The organism is Ruminiclostridium cellobioparum subsp. termitidis CT1112 (assembly GCF_000350485.1).
GTDB lineage: Bacteria > Bacillota > Clostridia > Acetivibrionales > DSM-1351 > Ruminiclostridium > Ruminiclostridium termitidis.
Genome location: NZ_AORV01000072.1, coordinates 60579 through 79281 on the forward strand (window position 1 = coordinate 60579; position 18703 = coordinate 79281).

At 43.5% G+C, this 18703-nt stretch carries 15 protein-coding genes; 1 reads left to right on the forward strand and 14 read right to left on the reverse strand.

Going from position 1 to position 18703, the window contains the following annotated elements:
• Positions 1-5 precede the first annotated feature (5 nt).
• The 12 genes from CTER_RS25705 to CTER_RS25760 all read right to left on the reverse strand — a co-directional run bounded on the left by CTER_RS25705 (position 6) and on the right by CTER_RS25760 (position 13038).
• Positions 6-731 carry an urease accessory protein UreF gene (locus CTER_RS25705; protein WP_004630915.1) on the reverse strand — a complete coding sequence of 242 codons (726 nt, stop codon included), beginning with the start codon at positions 729-731 and terminating at the stop codon, positions 6-8.
• Entirely contained in the window at positions 706-1248 is a 543-nt protein-coding gene (locus CTER_RS25710) for an urease accessory protein UreE (protein WP_004630914.1), read from the reverse strand. Before CTER_RS25710 ends, CTER_RS25705 begins: the two co-directional genes overlap by 26 nt.
• A 17-nt stretch (positions 1249-1265) precedes the next feature.
• Complete coding sequence (gene ureC, locus CTER_RS25715; RefSeq protein WP_004630907.1) at positions 1266-2984, reverse strand: urease subunit alpha; 1719 nt, start codon at positions 2982-2984, stop codon at positions 1266-1268.
• Positions 2981-3358, reverse strand: coding sequence for an urease subunit beta (gene ureB / locus CTER_RS25720; RefSeq protein ID WP_004630995.1), 378 nt, complete (start codon positions 3356-3358; stop codon positions 2981-2983). The genes ureC and ureB overlap by 4 nt, the downstream gene beginning before the upstream one ends.
• Before the next feature lie 13 nt (positions 3359-3371).
• Positions 3372-3674 carry an urease subunit gamma gene (ureA, locus tag CTER_RS25725; protein WP_004630932.1) on the reverse strand — a complete coding sequence of 101 codons (303 nt, stop codon included), beginning with the start codon at positions 3672-3674 and terminating at the stop codon, positions 3372-3374.
• 49 nt (positions 3675-3723) lie between these two features.
• On the reverse strand, positions 3724-4416 hold the full coding sequence (urtE, locus tag CTER_RS25730; protein ID WP_004630937.1) for an urea ABC transporter ATP-binding subunit UrtE: 693 nt from the start codon (positions 4414-4416) through the stop codon (positions 3724-3726).
• A 20-nt stretch (positions 4417-4436) separates the two neighbouring features.
• A complete protein-coding gene (gene urtD / locus CTER_RS25735; protein WP_004630821.1) occupies positions 4437-5198 on the reverse strand; it encodes an urea ABC transporter ATP-binding protein UrtD in 762 nt (253 codons plus the stop codon).
• Between the two features lie 22 nt (positions 5199-5220).
• Complete coding sequence (gene urtC / locus CTER_RS25740; RefSeq protein ID WP_004630865.1) at positions 5221-6315, reverse strand: urea ABC transporter permease subunit UrtC; 1095 nt, start codon at positions 6313-6315, stop codon at positions 5221-5223.
• Between the two features lie 61 nt (positions 6316-6376).
• Positions 6377-7282, reverse strand: a complete 906-nt coding sequence (gene urtB / locus CTER_RS25745; protein ID WP_004630845.1) for an urea ABC transporter permease subunit UrtB — start codon at positions 7280-7282, stop codon at positions 6377-6379.
• Positions 7283-7549: 267 nt separating this feature from the next.
• Positions 7550-8827 carry an urea ABC transporter substrate-binding protein gene (gene urtA, locus CTER_RS25750; RefSeq protein ID WP_004630901.1) on the reverse strand — a complete coding sequence of 426 codons (1278 nt, stop codon included), beginning with the start codon at positions 8825-8827 and terminating at the stop codon, positions 7550-7552.
• A 385-nt stretch (positions 8828-9212) separates the two neighbouring features.
• The gene (locus CTER_RS25755; protein ID WP_004630973.1) at positions 9213-10295 is read right to left on the reverse strand and encodes a response regulator transcription factor; all 1083 of its coding nucleotides are present in this window, start codon (positions 10293-10295) and stop codon (positions 9213-9215) included.
• A gap of 40 nt (positions 10296-10335) precedes the next feature.
• Positions 10336-13038: an ATP-binding protein gene (locus tag CTER_RS25760; RefSeq protein ID WP_004630997.1), complete on the reverse strand. Its 2703-nt coding sequence runs from the start codon at positions 13036-13038 to the stop codon at positions 10336-10338.
• 234 nt (positions 13039-13272) lie between these two features.
• On the opposite strand from CTER_RS25760, the gene CTER_RS25765 reads away from it, so the two are divergent.
• The gene (locus CTER_RS25765) at positions 13273-14367 is read left to right on the forward strand and encodes a response regulator (protein ID WP_004630985.1); all 1095 of its coding nucleotides are present in this window, start codon (positions 13273-13275) and stop codon (positions 14365-14367) included.
• Between the two features lie 101 nt (positions 14368-14468).
• Here the strand turns inward: CTER_RS25765 and CTER_RS25770 are convergent, their stop codons facing one another.
• Complete coding sequence (locus CTER_RS25770) at positions 14469-16334, reverse strand: ABC transporter ATP-binding protein (RefSeq protein WP_004630977.1); 1866 nt, start codon at positions 16332-16334, stop codon at positions 14469-14471.
• Positions 16331-18586 (reverse strand): ABC transporter ATP-binding protein, encoded by a 2256-nt coding sequence (locus tag CTER_RS25775; RefSeq protein ID WP_004630928.1) that lies wholly within the window; start codon positions 18584-18586, stop codon positions 16331-16333. The genes CTER_RS25770 and CTER_RS25775 overlap by 4 nt, the downstream gene beginning before the upstream one ends.
• Positions 18587-18703 lie beyond the last annotated feature (117 nt).

Consider the following 18703-nt stretch of genomic DNA (forward strand, 5'->3'; position numbering starts at 1 on the left):
TCCTTTCAAGAGATATAAATTCTGGTATATAGTCTCTCATGCTGCATGGATCTGATATCAAAGCCTATGCTGCACATGCCCGTATCCTCCGGCTTCAGTTTACCGGCTTTTTCAACCAGCTCTTCAATAAACGCCTGTGCCTCAAACAGTATTTTTTGACCGTCCATCTGGCTGATGGGTATCAGTTTTGCACAATTGTTTATTATTGTTGAAGCCGTATTATATGAAATGGCAATCATAGAATCCTCTTTACCGATACCGAACAAATATGCCGCCATTCCGTATATAACACAGTAATTGCTTTCACATTTACCGGCTTTGACTGCCTCAAGATACTCATTAAACAAAGCCTCTCCGTTTAATTGAGTTTCAATAATTTTTATCAGCCGCAATCCCAGCTTTGTACCAGCATTGCGCAATTCCCGCGGCCCTTTGGCGGCACATAATATATTGTTTAATTCAACAATTACCTCAATATTGCTTTCATCTGCATATTCCCAGGCCAACCGCATGGCAAGCAGCTCATTATACAGAAAATTATGCCTCAAATAGGCTTCCAGATATTTTTTCACCTGGGTGCTGCTATTCACCAGTTCCTTCTGCACATATGTTTCAAGACCATAGGAGTGTGTGAAGCCCCCTATGGGAAGAAGCGGATCGCTCAGGTGCAGCAGATGCAGACATGACCGCAGCCTGGCCCTGCTTTTACCGGGTGGAATTTGAGAGCTCATATGATTGCCCCTGTTCATGTATGTGGTGTTGGTGTTTGGAAACAGTCTCATGCGTGTGTTCATGTCCATGGGAATGTCCGCCGGTCCCGCCGCCCAAAGGCCTTATCAGCCTGGCGGAACATTTGTATGCCACAAATCCGCATTTTTTCAAAGCTTCCAGCAGAGGCGGATCATATGGCATCAGCAGCCTCTCCTCCTGATAAAACAGAGGGGAATGTCTGTTGCCGATTTCATAGCAGGCCTTGCCCATGGCAGCCAAAGTTTGTGGCTCCAGGGCAATACATTCACACTCCGGAATTTCAACAATGACAGCACTGTTCCCCTCCAGGTGCAGAATATCCCCATGTCTGAGGGCACGGTCAATATTCAGCTTTATTCCGACCTCCCTGCCTTTCTTACTTGTTTTATGAAGAATTTTTTTTGATACCTCATACCATTCCACTTCAACATAATCCATATCAAAACCCGTCAAGTCAATCTTTTCAGGTTTACTGCAAATAATACTGTCAATCAGCATGGCTAACCTCCTATACTCTAAAAAAGAAAATATCGCTGAGCAAGTGAAAGCTCTTTCACAGGCCGGCAGGTTATATGCTCACCATCCACCCTTACCTCATAGGTCTCGGGATCCACCCCGATTACAGGTGTTGCATCATTCATTACCATATCTTTTTTGGTAATATTTCTGCAGTTGACCACAGGCACCAGCTGCTTTTGGAGCTTAAGGCCCTCAAGCATTCCCGAATCAAGCGACAGCTTTGATACAAAGGTCATACATGTAGCTCTTACGGCACTTCCGAAAGCTCCAAACATGTTCTTATAAATAACAGGCTGCGGAGTGGGAATAGATGCGTTGGCATCTCCCATTTTACTTGCCATGATAAACCCGCCCTTTAATACCATTTCGGGCTTGACGCCAAACATGGCAGGTTTCCATAAAACTATGTCAGCCAGTTTTCCCCGTTCCAGAGAGCCCACATATTGTGATATTCCATGGGTTATTGCCGGATTTATGGTATATTTTGCAATGTATCTTTTAATCCGGTTGTTGTCATTTCCGCTGCTGTCGGGTTTCAACGGGCCTCTCTGCTTTTTCATTTTATCTGCCGTCTGCCAGGTCCTGATTATAACCTCACCTACTCTTCCCATTGCCTGTGAGTCGGAACTCATCATGCTGAAAACTCCCATATCATGGAGGATATCCTCTGCCGCAATGGTTTCAGGCCTGATCCTGGAATCTGCAAAAGCCACATCCTCCCTGATCTTGCTGTCCAGGTGATGGCAAACCATGAGCATGTCAAGATGCTCGTCAATTGTATTCACTGTAAACGGCATCGTAGGGTTTGTTGATGACGGCAGAACATTTTGAAATGCAGCTATTTTGATGATATCCGGAGCGTGGCCGCCTCCGGCGCCCTCAGTGTGGAAGGTATGAATGGTCCTGCCGTTTACGGCCCTGACCGTATCCTCCACAAAGCCGGCCTCATTCAGTGTATCTGTATGTATTGCGACCTGGACATCATACATATCGGCCACGCTCAGACAGGTATCTATGGCTTTTGGAGTAGTGCCCCAGTCCTCATGGAGCTTTAACCCTATGGCACCGGCCTGGATCTGCTCTATCAGAGGTTCGGGGAAGGAGGCATTGCCCTTTCCCAGAAAACCCAGATTCATAGGAAAGGCCTCGGCAGCTTCCAGCATTCTGAACATGTTGTATTTTCCGGGTGTGCAGGTTGTGGCATTGGTTCCGTCGGCCGGGCCGGTGCCGCCTCCTATCATTGTTGTGATTCCGCTGTACAGCGCAGTTTCAATCTGCTGGGGGCATATGAAATGTATATGTGTATCTATTCCCCCTGCAGTTGCTATAAGTCCCTCTCCGGCAATGACCTCGGTGGATGCTCCTATTACAAGTCCGGGAGTCACCCCTTCCATGATATCCGGATTCCCCGACTTGCCTACCGCCACGATCCTGCCGTCCTTTATACCGATATCTCCCTTGACTATGCCCCAGGAATCTACTATTACCGCATTTGTTATCAGCATGTCCAGCGCCCCGCCGTCCCTTGAGACCGACGAGCTCTGACCCATACCGTCCCTGATGGATTTTCCTCCGCCGAACTTGCTTTCATCACCGTAAACCGTATAGTCCTGTTCTATTTCCAAAATCAGCCCGGTATCTGCCAGCCGTACTCTGTCACCTGTGGTGGGACCGTACATGTCGGCATAATCCTTGCCCTTCATGCTGTAACTCATTTGTATTTCACCCCTTTGAATCCAAAATCGGCCGCTTTGGACAAAGCGCTTTCAAAGACACCCTTATTTTCAAGTCTGCCTGAAGTAAGTCCATTTAAGCCGAATACGGCTTTATTTCCGGCAAATTCAGTCAAGGTAACGGTTTTTTCTTCACCGGGCTCAAACCTGACGGCAGTTCCGGAAGGAATATCCAGCCTTTTCCCATAGCATTGCTCCCTGTCAAAATCCAGGCACCTGTTTACCTCAAAAAAGTGAAAGTGGGAGCCTACCTGAACCGGCCTGTCTCCCGTATTGGAAACTCTGACTGTAATTGTCGGTCTCCCGCGGTTCAAAGTAATGGTTTCATTCCGTACAATATATTCTCCGGGCTTCATAGTGAATTACCTCCTATCTTATGGGATTGTGCACCGTTACCAGTTTTGTTCCGTCGGGAAAGGTTGCCTCGATCTGAATTTCATGAATCATGGATTCCACTCCCTCCATAACATCCTCCGCAGTTAACAGGTGAGTCCCCAACCGCATAAGTTCCGTCACCGTCTTACCGTCTCTGGCGGCTTCCATAAGCTCAGCACTGATATAGGCTATAGCCTCAGGATAATTCAGTTTCAAGCCCCTGTCCTTTCTTTTTCCTGCCAGCTCCCCGGCAAAATGCAGCATAAGTTTTTCTGTTTCCTTTGGTGTTAAATGCATATGATCCTCCCAATCCACATAGTTGACACACAATATTGATCAGGCCTCACTAAATGGCCATCTTTTCCTGAATCTCATTTGGGTCTGTACCGGCTGTGTTCCCCTCCATTATTATCCTGCCCTTGTCAATGAGATAGAAATAGTCAGCCACCTCCAGCACAAACTCCAGATACTGTTCGACTATGATCATAGTCATATCGCCCTGACTTTTCAGCTGCTTGATAACCCTTGCTATATCCTGAATAATGGAGGGCTGAATTCCCTCCGTGGGCTCATCCAGCAGCAGCAGCCTTGGTTTTGATACAAGTGCCCTGGCTATTGCCAGCTGCTGCTGCTGACCACCGCTCAGATCCCCCCCTTTTCTGCTCAGCATTGTCTTTACTATGGGGAATAGTTCATAAATGCTGTCATCAATACCTCCTTTATCCGGGCTGCGTTCCAGACCTAGCAGCAGATTTTCATAAACGCTCAATTGAGGGAAAATATCTCTTCCCTGCGGAACGTAGCCTATTCCTTTTTTAGCCCTGCTGTATGCAGGCATTTTTATGATCTCTTCACCCTCCAGTTTAATGCTGCCCTCCGGAGTTTTAACCAGTCCCATTATACTTTTCATGAAGGTGGTTTTGCCTACTCCGTTCCTGCCAAGCAGGCAAACCACCTTTCCTTCTTCTATCTTCATACTCATGTTTCTTAAAATAACGCTCTCACCGTAATAACTGCTCACATTTGTCAATTCCAGCATATGAACCTCCCATACCAGTCTTATTCTTCAAGCCTTTCCCGTTCTCCTCGGCCGAGATATACTTCTATTACCTTTGGATTTTTCTGGACAGATTCCATATCCCCCTCGTCCAGCAGCGCTCCTTCATGGAGCACTGTTACCGTGTTGGCACATTCCCTTACGAATTCCATATCATGCTCTACAACCACCACCGAACACTGCCTGGAGATCTGTCTGAGAAGTTCGCCTGTCTTTTCGGTCTCTTTTCTTCCCATGCCTGCCACCGGTTCATCCAAAAGCATTATTTCGGGCTGCTGGACCAGCAGCATGCCTATTTCCAGCCATTGCTTCTGTCCGTGTGAAAGCTTTGCGGGGAAATTATATCTATCCTCATATAAACCGATTGTGTTCAATACGGCTTTTATTCTCTCATTCTGTTCTTTGGTAAGCCTTGTAAAAAGCGAAGAATACAGGGACCTGACTTTTACTGCGGCCAGTTCCATATTTTCGTATATGGTAATGCCGTTAAAAACCGACGGTACCTGAAATTTCCTTCCTATACCCAATTCGACTATCTCATGCTCTGAAAGCTTTGTAACATCGCTTCCATCCCGGAAAATTATATTGCCGGCAGCCGGTTTGACTCTTCCGCATATTGCATCCAGAAGTGTTGTTTTTCCAGCGCCGTTTGGACCTATAAAAAAATGGATATCCCCTTTTTTTACCGCCGTGCTTAAATTATTAACAGCTTTAAATCCATCAAAGCTGACGGTTAAATCATTTATTTCAAGAACCGGACTCATAGCTATCACCCCTTATGCCGCTTCATTCCATCAGTATTTTGTCCTCAGCCGGTTTGGCCGATTTATTTATTTTGATACTTTTCAGTTTGCTCTTTAATTTATTGAAAGCTCCCACCAGCCCGGACGGCATAAATATAACCACAACTACAAAGGCAATACCTATAAAATATGACCAAACCGCCGGAAACTTTTCACTGACACCGCTTTTCATGAGATTTACAAGTATGGCACCGATTATTGCTCCGTTCAGACTGCCCCTTCCTCCGATGGCTACCCATATCACCATTTCTATGGACGGAACTATTCCCATTTCAGCCGGTGATATTATGCCCACCTGGGGAACATATACGGCACCTGCCAGACCTGCCAGCGCTGCCGAGATGCAATATACAAAAACCTTGTAAATGGTTGGATTATAGCCCGAAAACCTGGCTCTGTTCTCTCCGTCCCGTATTGCGATCAAAACCTTTCCTACTCTTCTGTTAATGATGAATTTACAGAAGAAAAATGCTAAAAGCAGCAAAACAACCGAAATATAGTACAACCAAAGTTTTGTGCTGCCGCTTGCCAAAGAAAAATGGAATATTGTTTTAAAATTTGTTATACCGTTGGTACCTCCGGTAAATTCCTGCTGTCCTACAAAAAGTACAACAAATATAATTGACAATGCCTGTGTTAAAATTGAAAAATAAACACCTTTGATTCTGTTTTTAAATGTCAGGTATCCTATAATCAAAGCGATCAGGGTTGGCAGTACCAAGGCCATCAAAACAGCAACCGGAGCTATTTCAAAGGGCTTCCAAAACCAGGGCAGTGTCTCCCGTCCGCTCCAGGACATGAAATCCGGAAGTTTTCCGCCATCGGCCTCCAGCTTCAGATACATTGCCATACAGTACGCACCTATACCGAAATAAACACCATGCCCAAGACTTAATATACCTGTATATCCCCAAATCAGGTCTATTCCCAATGCCAGAATCGCAAATGCCACAAATTTTCCGAGAAGGTTGGTTCTGAAATCTGACAGGAAAACCGGGGCAATACATAAAAGAAACATAATAATTATTATAGTAATATTATTTTTTCCTGCTTTATTTAAATTGCCGATTTGCTTCATGTTACCCCCTATTCTGCTGTTGTCCAGCAAAACAAATAGTCATAAAGCACTTGTGCAGCCTTCATTCATCAAGTGCTCTGCTGTTGATAGTAAAAAATCCCTGCGGTTTCCACTGGAGAAATATTATAACCATTAAAAAAACAAGCACCTTGCCCAGGGATGCATTGGTGAAGAATTCAAAAGTCGTATTTCCCACTCCTATAGCAGCCGAGCCCGTCACTGTTCCCACTATTCTTCCAACTCCGCCCAGTACTACGACCATAAAGGTATCAACAATATAGTTCGTTCCAAGAGTGGGGCCTATGGAGCCCAGCAGGGTCAGAGCACACCCGGCTATACCCGCAAGACCTGCCCCTATGGCAAAGGTAATACTGTCCACTTTTCTTGTATTTATTCCAAGGCTTTGAGCCATGGGTCTGTTTTGCATAACAGCTCTTATTTTTCTCCCGTAGGCAGTGCGGTAGAGAAAGATATATACACCTGCGATACAAGCTATTACCAATCCGATTATAAACAGTCTTTTGTAGGGCAGCTGCGTTCCTCCCAGCACCAAACCGCCTTCCAGCCAGCCTGGACTTTTGACGTCCACATTGGGTGCTCCGAAAATACTTCTGGCCAGCTGCTGCAGTATGAGACTTACTCCCCATGTGGCAAGCAGGCTGTCCAACGGCCTTCCGTACAACCTTTTTATAATGGATATTTCAAGCAGATATCCCACAAGCGCTGCTACCAGAAAAGCACCCGGAAGAGCGATAATATAATATAAGCTGAAAATACTCTTATCAAAAAACTGTATGAATATATTCTGAATAACATATGTTACGTAAGCTCCTATCATGATCAGTTCGCCATGTGCCATGTTAATGATTTTCATAAGCCCGAAGGTTATGGCAAGACCCAGCGCGGCCAGCATTAAAATGGAACTTACGCTTACACCGTTAAAAATCTGCAGTAGATATGTGCTCATTGAACAGCTTCCCTCCTTTTTATTGTTATTGTATAAAAGTGCAACTTACGTAAATGGGAAGCTTTGTTAAAGTTATTTGTTTGAGTTTGTCGGTTAAGCATAGAGGTTTTTACCGGAAAACCTACACGACGTAGGTTTTAGCGAAACGCTGAAGCATGGATGCTGAATGTGAGCGACGGTAAAATAATCTATGATTAAACGTTACAAAATCATCAAATAACTTGTAAGCAACCCATTTAGGTAAGTTTGCGCCGATGTACAATAACACTAATTACTTAGTCCTTTTGCCCAATCATAGGATTTCAGGTATGGATCAGGCTTTACGCTTTCGGCAGTACTCCAGATTTCCTTGATAAGTCCGTCGGGCTGAACTTCACCTATCCTGACAGGCTTCCAGAGGTGCTGATTTTCACCTTCGATTTTTACTGTTCCTTCTGGAGCTTTGAATTCAAGCCCTTTCGCAGCTTCCTTAACTTTTGCTACGTCTGTTGATCCGGCCTTTTTAACAGCCTCCGCCCACAGATATACATTTATGTATGCGGCTTCTATGGGGTCATCAGTTACTCTGTCGGCACCGTATTTAGCCCTGTACTTTTCAACGAAAGCCTTGTTCTCAGGTGTATCTGTTGTTTGATAATAGTTCCAGGATACAAGGTGGCCTGCCATATTATCTGCACCTATACCTCTGATTTCTTCTTCGGCAACGCTAACCGAGCAGGTTGTAAGGTCCTTTGAAGTTATGCCCGAAGCCTTTAATTCCTTGAAGAATGCTACATTGCTGTCACCGTTGAGGGTATTGAACACAACGTCGGGTTTGGCTGCCTTGATTTTGTTTACAATTGTGCTGTAATCCGTATGTCCAAGCGGAGTGTATTCCTCTGCAATCAATTCACCGCCCTGGGCAGCCAGCTGCGCCTTAATGATTTTATTTGCCGTTCTCGGGAACACGTAATCCGAGCCCAGCAGGAAGAATTTTTTGCCCTTGTTTTGCAGGAGCCATTCTACAGCCGGCACGATCTGTTGATTTGGTGCAGCTCCCGAATAGAAAATATTCGGCGAGGATTCCATTCCTTCATATTGGACCGGATACCACAGAAGCCCGTTATTTTCCTCAAATACCGGCAGGACGGCTTTTCTGCTTGCCGAAGTCCAGCAGCCGAACACAGTTGCCACCTTGTCATTCTGTAAAAGTTTCTTTGCCTTTTCAGCAAACTTCGGCCAGTCGGATGCACCGTCTTCCACTACAGGCTCGATCTTCCTGCCCAATACTCCGCCTGCCGCGTTAATCTCTTCTATTGCCATAATTTCCGCATCCTTAACCGATACTTCACTTATAGCCATTGTGCCGCTCAGAGAATGAAGTATTCCCACCTTGATGGGATCTTCCGAAACTGTTTCGGCTGATGAGGCCGCTGCTTCGGATGAAACCGCAGCCGATGCCGAGGATGCGCTTGATCCGGTTGCAGTGCCGCTGCCGCAGCCTCCCAGCAGTGCGGATAATGCTATTGATATGCTTAAGCCAATTGCCAGCCATGTCTTTTTCATAATTTTGACCACCTTTCCGAATTGGATATTTTAAATAATAACTGGTATTAAGTGTAGGAATAATTAATACAAATACATACAATTTATGGCCATAAACGTATAAACTCTTTGCCGCAGCTGTCGTTTATCCCCAATGAACAGTGTTATCGATTTTATTGGACGGATTAAACAAAAAACGCTATAAGTTATGGATTTACGGCAGACATCAGGTCTGCGCGCAAGATCTCATTTCTTATAGCGCCCTAGCTACTTAACCTTGTTAAATTTAATGAACTCCGGTTTTATATACCGTCGTGTTCCTTACACATTAATAATACAGCCATATGTAAAATTAAAAAACACCAAAAAAAAGTAATTTTACCCCTCAAATCTGCAATTCTGAAATTCAAATATTGCTTTTCTTATATTCCATGGGTGTAAGTCCCGTATAGTTTTTAAATAGCTGTGAAAAATAATCAGTCTTTTTATATCCAAGTTTTTCACTTATTTCATAATTTTTGTAGTCCCCTGATACAATTAAATATTTTGCATGTTCCATCTTTATTTTTGTCACGTAATCATTGAAATTGCACTCCACCTTCTGCTTGAAAAGCTTACCGACGTAATCCCTGCTTATGTGCACCTCATTGGCGATAACTTCAAGATTGATCTCCTTTTCTATATTATCAATTACACACTGGCATATCTTTCTGATTATGCTGTCAGGATGATTGAGCTGATATTTCCGGACTTTCTCCAGCATTTCCCCGAGCCGTGCCATAAATTCCAGTCGGATGGCTTCTGTTCCGGTCAATTCCTTTATATGTGAAAAGGCAGCTGTTCCTTCAATTTTTGCAAGCCAGGGAAACCTTTCATCAATTTTTGTCCGGATATTGAATAGCAGTGTGTTTGCCAGAACCCGTACTTTTGCGGCATCATAGTCATACAGGGTGCAAATTTCAGCAAACGCTTCATTTGCAGTATTCTCAAGCTCTGTGTCGGCATTTATGATTTGTAAAATAATCAGTTTTTCATGCTCCCCGGGGTAATACGCCTTGTTATCCTCCTCATAGACCTTCTCCAGATTATTAATTCTCTCTTCCTGTTCTTTTTTGGCATCAATAAACCTTTTTGCCCTTGTTAAAATATCCGACAAGGCTGATTCCTCCAGTGGTTTTGTCATATATTCAAATACCCCGAATCTGATACCCTGTTTTGCGAACTGAAAATCACTGTGTGTGCTTAATAAGATTACGCAGATATCAAGGTTTTGTGCTCTCAACTCCTGAATAAATTCTATCCCGTCCATACCGGGCATCTTGATATCGGTTATTATAAGTTCATACCTGGTTTCTGCAAGCTTCTGCAAGGCCTCTTTTCCGTCACAGGCCTCTCCCGCAATAAAAAAACCGTATTGCCCCCAGTTTTTAAACCTTTTAAGCATATATAAAGTTGCAATATCGTCGTCAACAATCAATACCCTGTACATTCCCATTTAACCTCCCAATCAATGATAACTGCAAACAAAACTAAACGTTTGCAGTTATCATGTTCAGATAAATTTCAGCCTGTTCAAAATCAAACGCCACTATGGACTTCCTGAGCTCCAGATAAGTACCTTCGTCAATGTTTTTCATTAAAACCCTGTGGTTTTCCTCAAAATAATCTTTTGCATCGGAGTCAGCAATGACCACGTAATTATGAAGAGTAGTTATAATTTCATGGAAACTGCCTGCAGTTTCTAATGAATCTTCTTTAATTCCTTCTGCTTGACTGCCCGTATACCCGGCAGCCTCATCACACAACCTGTGCAGCCCTTCCATGATACCAATTATCAGGTTCTCAATCTGCTGGTCAAGCCTGTCTCCTTTTATGATTTTTTCCAGATCCCTGCAAAGCCCGAACAATCCTGTTGCACCAAGATTTCCTGTCAAACCCTTGAGCTTGTGAACCATATCTCCCATTGCAGTAAAATTTTTTGCTTTAAACAAATCTTGTATTTGCTCTCCGTCCCATTTGTGCCCATCGATAAACTGTTTGAGGATCCCGGCATATTTTTTCCTGTTTCCCCCAAGTCTTGCCGCTCCCTTTTCAAAAACGGAATATGCCGGTTCATAACTGTAAATCTCCTTATAGCCAGTATCATATGTATAGCCGGAATCTTCCGCCCCGTCGCCACCGGTACCTGTAAACTTTTTTATCATTCTTGAAAGCTCTGCGGGGTAAAAGGGTTTGGTCAGGAAGCCGTTCATTCCTGCCAGCTTTGCCTTTTCCTCGACACCGTCAACTGCGTCTGCGGTAAGAGCAATTATGACGGTATTTCTTCCTGTTTCAAGCTCCCTTATGTTTTTTGTGGTTTCATATCCGTCCATATCTGGCATACGTATATCCATAAGTATAACATCAAACAAATTCTCTTTTACAAGTTGTATTGCGGCATGTCCGCCGGCAGCCGTATAAGTCCGGAAACCCAGAACCTTCAATATTTCTCCCGTCATCTGAAGGTTGATAGCATTATCCTCCACCAAAAGTATCTTTTTGCCTTCAAAAGCCCTGTCGGAAAGATTCTTCTCCATTTCCTCCCGGAGAAGCGCCTTGCCTGTAACTACCGCAAGCTGCGCTGTAAATACAAAACAGGAGCCCTTTCCCTTTTCGCTTTCAACACCTATTGCCCCATTCATCAATTCGGCTATGCTTCTGCTGATTGCCAGACCGAGACCGGTACCTCCATATTTTCTTGTTATAGAAGCATCTCCCTGTGTAAAATGATCAAAAATAATTTTTTGCTGTGCTTCCGATATCCCTATGCCGGTGTCTTTTACACTTATAGAGGCAATTATCCGGTCATCTTCAATGGGTATATAATCCAGACTGATGGTTATTGAACCCTTTTCGGTAAATTTTATGGCATTTGACAGCAGGTTCAATATTACCTGCTTTACCCTTGTGACATCACCTGACAGCACCCCGGGAATATGGTCATTTATATTTAAACTTAGTTCAAGTCCCTTTCTTGCGGCTTCCACACCCACCATACCGTATATATCCTGAACTGCCTTTACTATGTCAAATTCTACTTCCTCCAGAAACATTCTGCCTGCCTCAATTTTTGAAAAATCCAATATACCGTTGATCAGGCCCAATAAATTATTGGCAACCATCCCGATTTTATCACTGTACTCTTTTTGCCTTGTTTCAAGATATGTATCGTTCAGCAGAAACTGATAGCCTATTATGGTATTCAACGGGGTCCTTATCTCATGGGACATGCCGGCCAGAAATTCGCTTTTTGCATTATTTGCAAGTTCGGCCTCTTCTTTTGCTGCTCTCATGGTTTTTTCGGCTTCCATTCTCTTCTGAAGCTCATCATGAAAGGAAAAATACAGTTCATTAAATGTATTTGCCAGCTGCTGCAGCTCCAGTGTCCCTTCAGGATTGAGGCTGAACCCGTCATCCTCAAAGGAAAATTTTCTTAGCAGCTTGGTATAGCTGTTTATGGGGTTGGTAACGTATTTGAAAAGAATGCTGATCAGTACGGCTATGGCGCCGATTATTATCAGGGCCAGCACTATCTGCACCGCAGCAGCTGTGGAGGTGGCATCCCTTGCTGCTTCCAGTTCGTTTTCCAGGCGTGCATTCATGACCTCCTGAAATTTGGCTATGGGATCCATGATGTCTTTTTTATCGGCGTCATATTGGGAATCAAACATTATCTCTCTGGCCTTATTCAGTTTTTCTGCATCTCCAAGTTTACTGTCCTCCGGCTCAAGCCCGAAGGATGCCACCTCGGGCACCATATCCTTCTCTGGTACCTTCAAGGCCTCAAGCACCAGCCTCATGGACCTTCTTTCGGTATTTACAAGAGCATCGGAATGCTGCTTTGCATTTGCCAGCAGTTCCAGTTCTTCTTCGGGAGATTCCAATTCTTTTACCTTTAATATTACCTTGTCCCTTGTCTGTGTATCATTGATCTCCTCCCAATATCTCTGGAGGTGCAATATATCGGTAGTGATGGCATATTTACGCGCCTCATCTGTCAGATAATCGGAAGCGTCTGCCAGATCCATGCCCAGCTGTTTAAATTCCATCCTCCGCCGTTCGGCCTCCTGCTCCGACTCTATGCTGGAGCGCATATAAACAATGCTTCCGATGAGTAAAACAGATATTAAAAAAAAGATTCCAAGTATAAGACTGCTTATTGTCGATTGTTTTATTGCTATCCGGGATTTCAAGCGTATCACCTCCTGCCGTATACATCCTATCGGATAAAAACGAAAAAAGCGCTCAAGTCAATGCAAATGTGCAATAACCTAGCGCCGTTGCCGTTCTGATTTTTAATTTATATTAATTATACAAGCTTCAGAATTTCCTGTCGACTACTTTAATTAATTATTATAAAATGTTTTACATGGTTTTATTTCTTGCATCTACCGAAACCGATTATATTACTGAGGAGACTGTATTAAATGAACAGAGGCAGCGCAATTGATAAATACGAAATCCTGATAGTTGACGATACTCCCGAACAGATTGAAATGGCCATGCTGGTATTAAAAAACAACAATTACAAGGTTCGAGTTTCTACAAAGGGTGAAGCAGCACTCAAACTGCTGGAACGGCAAAAGCCGGATTTGATCCTTCTGGATATTTTTATGCCTGAAATAGACGGTTTTGAACTGTGCAGAATTATAAAGCAAAATGATGAGTTTAAAAATATACCGGTCATATTTCTCACTTCAAGTGATGATGAACAGAGTATAAAGAAAGGTTTTGAATCAGGCGCACAGGATTACGTAACAAAACCCTTCAACGCGACCGAGCTGCTTGCCAGAGTGAACACTCATATCAAACTTAAGGAACAAACCGAATCTCTATATCTTGCCAACAGGGAGCTTGACAGTTTTTGCTATTCCATAGCCCACGACCTTAAGGCACCTCTCCTGTCAATCAGCAAACTCATAGAATATCTTTCCCTTGATTACTATGATAAATTGGGAGATGACGGAAACAGCCTGATAAAAAACATACAAAAAAAGTCCACCGAACTTACGGCAATCATAAACCATCTTCTGGAATTCTCCCGCATGTGTGAAATGGATATGAAATTGGAACCAATAAATCTGAATAATTTGATACAAAGTGTTTTTGATGAACTTATGCTGGCACAGCCTGAACGGACAGCAGTACTGGATATGCCCCGGCTTCCCGAAATAACAGGTGACGGCATCATGCTCAGAATACTTGTAACCAACATATTGTCAAATTCACTTAAATACACTGCCGGGCGGCAGCGGGCCGAGATATCCGTTGAATATACCGGGCACCAGTATGATTATATATTTTGCATAAGAGATAACGGAGCCGGCTTCGATATGAAATACTCCGCAAGACTCTTTCAGGTATTTCAGAGGCTGCATTCCTCAAAAGAGTTTGAAGGCTCGGGCGTTGGGCTGTCCATATGCCAGAAGATATTAAAACGGCATAAAGGAAAGGCCTGGATGACAGGTGAAACAGACAATGGAGCTTCCTTCTACTTCAGTTTTCCTAAAAACAATAAGTAAGCTCCTTTGGCAACTATAATAACCAAAAGGCGCACAAGTCGTTTATGACCTGGCGCCTTCCTTTTAACAATTTGTTTGGCAATCCTGTTTATCTTTCTCTTTTACGAAGCCTCTGCCTCTTCAAACTGGCTGTTGTACAGTGAAGCATAGAAACCGCCTGAAGACAGCAATTCTCCATGTGTACCCTGCTCAACAATATCTCCGTTTTTCATTACAAGTATCAAATCCGCATCTCTTATGGTTGAAAGCCTGTGTGCTATTATAAAGCTTGTTCTGTCTTTCATCAGATTTTCCATAGCCTTCTGTATAAGAACCTCGGTTCTGGTATCGACCGAGCTGGTTGCTTCGTCCAGTATCAGGATCTTCGGGTCTGACAGTATGGCGCGTGCGATGGTCAAAAGCTGCTTCTGACCCTGGGACACATTGCTGGCCTCTTCATTGAGAACCATATTATATCCATCGGGCTGTGTCTTGATGAAGTGGTGGGCATGTGCGGCCTTTGCAGCCTTTATTACCTCTTCGTCAGTGGCATCCAGTCTTCCGTAACGGATGTTTTCCATTATTGTACCGTTAAACAGCCAGGTGTCCTGGAGCACCATGCCGAACATATCTCTTAAATCATTTCTCCTGAAGTCCTTTGAATTTACACCATCAATAAATATGTCCCCGCTGTTGAGGTCATAGAAACGCATCAGCAATTTTACAATTGTTGTTTTCCCTGCACCCGTCGGCCCGACAATGGCTACCCTCTGACCCGGCTTGATGCTGGCCGAAAAATCATTGATTATTATACTTTCAGGGTTATATCCGAAATGGACGTTTTTAAATTCAACCTCACCCTTTACATTTTCAGTACTTGCTGGGTTTTGGGCATCTTTTGGCTCTTCCTCTTCACCAAGGAACGCAAACACTCTCTCCGCCGCCGCAGCCGTTGACTGCAGAATATTTGCAACCTGAGCCGCCTGCCCTATAGGTTGCTGGAAGTTTCTTACATACTGAACAAAAGAAACAATATCACCAACCTTTATAGTACCCTTTATTGTCAGCCAGCCGCCAAGAATGGTCACAAGCACATAGCCGATATTGCCTATGAAACCCATGATAGGGAACATCATACCTGAGAGGAACTGTGACTTCCATGCCGATTTATGAAGCTGGTCGTTAATGCTGTCAAACTTTTCTACCGCTCTTTTCTCTCCGTTAAAGGCCTTCATTATGTTGTGTCCGCTGAAAATCTCCTCGACATGCCCATTCACCTGTCCAAGAGATTCCTGCTGGGTTTTGAAATATTTCTGTGACTGCTTGACAATTATACCTATGAATATTATTGACAGAGGAACGATTGTCACTGATACCAGAGTCATCATCCAGCTGATTGTCAGCATCATTACAAGCACTGCTATGAGTGTTGTAAAGGAGGTTATCATCTGGAACAGGCTCTGATTCAGGGTCTGGCTCACAGTATCAACATCGTTGGTAACCCTTGACAATACCTCTCCGTGTGTCATCCTGTCAAAGTATTTGAGAGGCATACGGTTTATTTTCTCGGCAATCTCTCTTCTGAGGTTGTAGGATATTTTTTGAGCAACACCCGACATTATATAACCGCCGATAAAGGAAAACAAAGAGCTTGCAGCATATAATACAATCAAATATATTAATGTTCTTCCAATAAAGTCAAAGTCTATTGAACTGCCGGCAGCCTTGCCGACCAAACCTTCATAAAGTTTTGATATTGCATCTCCAAGGATCTTTGGACCTCTTATTCCCACTATTACGCTTCCAATGGCAAATATAAATACAATTATTATACGGGGTATGAACGGCTTAATATATGTTAACAGCTTTTTCATAGTCCCCTTGAAGTCTTTAGGCTTCTCAACCTTCATACCCATTTGACCGCCGCCCATGGGACCACGGCCTCCTCTTCTGGAAGCATGTTGTTTTACATTTTCATTTTTGCTCATGCCAATTCCTCCTTTGACAGCTGTGATAGAGCTATCTGCTGGTAAACCTCGCAGTTTGCAAGGAGTTCCCTGTGTGTACCCATACCAACAACCTTGCCTTCGTCCAGAACCAGGATTTTATCAGCATTCATAACGGTACTGATTCTCTGAGCGACTATCATTGCTGTAACCCCTTGGGTTTTAGCCTTCAAGGCCTTTCTAAGAGACGCATCGGTTTTATAGTCAAGTGCCGAGAAGCTGTCGTCGAATATGAATATCTCCGGCTTTTTGACTAAAGCTCTTGCAATTGACAATCTCTGTTTCTGACCTCCAGATACATTTGTACCGCCCTGTGCTATTTCTGTTTTATAGCCGTCTTCTTTTTCGCTTATAAATTCCGTCGCCTGAGCAATATCGGCCGCTAGCTTCAGATCTTCTTCATCTGCCGATTCCAAACCATATTTCAGGTTGCTTTCAATTGTACCTGAGAAAAGAATTCCCTTTTGAGGAACATAACCGATTCTTTCTCTCAGTTCCTTCTGCGGTACTTCTCTTATATCAACACCGTCAACCAGTATCTGACCTGCCGTAACATCGTAGAAACGCGGTATAAGGTTTATAAGCGTGGATTTGCCGCTTCCGGTACTGCCTATGAATGCAACTGTTTCACCCGGATTTGCCGTAAAGCTTATATCTGAAAGTACTTCATCTTCAGCTCCGGGATATTTAAATGCCACATCCCTGAACTCAACCTTGCCCTTTAAGCTCTTGTTGAATTCTTTTTTGCTCTTTGGATCCAGTATGGAGCCCTTTGTATTGATTACTTCTGCTATACGGTTGATTGAAACCGACGCACGGGGCAGTGTAATGGAAACCATTGAAATCATAAGGAAAGCAAATATGATCTGCATTGCATACTGCATGAAGGCCATCATATTACCGACCTGCATATTTCCCATATCCACCTGGTGTGAACCCACCCAGACTATCAACAGCGTTACACCGTTGAGTATGAGCATCATTAACGGAAACATTGCTGTCATGATCCTGCTTACAAAGAGATTTGTATTTGTCAGGTCTGAATTGGCCTTCTCAAATTTCTCCTCTTCCTTCTTCTGTGTGCCGAAGGCTCTGATTACCAGCATACCTGTCAGGGACTCACGCGTAACCAGGTTCAGTTTGTCGATAAGCTTCTGGATGCTCCTGAACTTTGGAATTGCCACTGCAAACATTACAAGCACCAGGCTGAGTATGGCAAGAACTGAGACACCTATTACCCAGGACATGGAAGTGTCTGTGTGCATTGCTTTCAGGAAGCCTCCTATCCCAAGGATGGGAGCGTAAAATACCAGTCTCAGGAACATTACCATGAACATCTGCACCTGTTGAATATCGTTGGTGCATCTGGTTATAAGCGATGAAGTTGAGAACTTGTCAAATTCGGTATTTGAAAAATTAACAACATTTTCAAATACATTCTTTCTCAGGCTTCTGCCAAGACCAGCCGACACTCTGGCTGCCAGCAGTCCCACAAGTACTGCGGCAATCATGCCTGCAAGTGCAACACCCAGCATTTTTAATCCGGCAAGCAGTATAAAGTTGGACTGCATTTTTCCCGTATCCCTGCCGAGAGCTTCGTATTCACCCTTTACATAGACTACGGCACCCTGGCTTATGATACTGCCCGGCATTGCTTCAAATTTCTTATCAATGGCACTTTGCATGGCCTTAAGCTGCTCCGGAGGCAATTTTGCCAAAAGCGCAAATGGATCTGTGTCCTTCGGAAGCTGTGCCAGACTTTTTGAAAACTGGTCATCACCTTCATTGCCGGCCTCCTGGAAGGCTGCAATACCCTTCGTTTCCAGCGTGTAAGCCATTAATTCCGGCTTGCTAAAGGCTTCAATCAACTTATCGGTAGTTTCTTTTTCAATGTCATTAAGCTTATATACATCGTTATTTTTTATTTCAGGATATTTTTTTGAGTACTTGTCTAAATCCTCCTGAGAGATATTAGACTTTTCGACCAATGTATAATTGTCGAGTACCAATTTTTTATCCGCATCGTTCATGAAAAAGGTCAGTTTATCCATTTCACTTTTTCTGATCATATCGGGAACTGCATTTTCAATACCATTCTGTTGAATACCCACATTAACAATATTGGACATATAGTCGGGGAGTGACAGGTCACACACCGCCTGCAAAAGTAAAAAGGCTATTATTCCAATAATGGCTGCAACATGCGGCTTCAAATGTTTCAATATCTTACCCATGAATTACTCCTTCCTTCTTTAAAAAGCAGCAAATTTAGTAGTAGTCTGTAACATATCAATTCAAGTCAAAGACCATTAATTTTCAGAACCTATTTAATTATAAATACATAACTATTA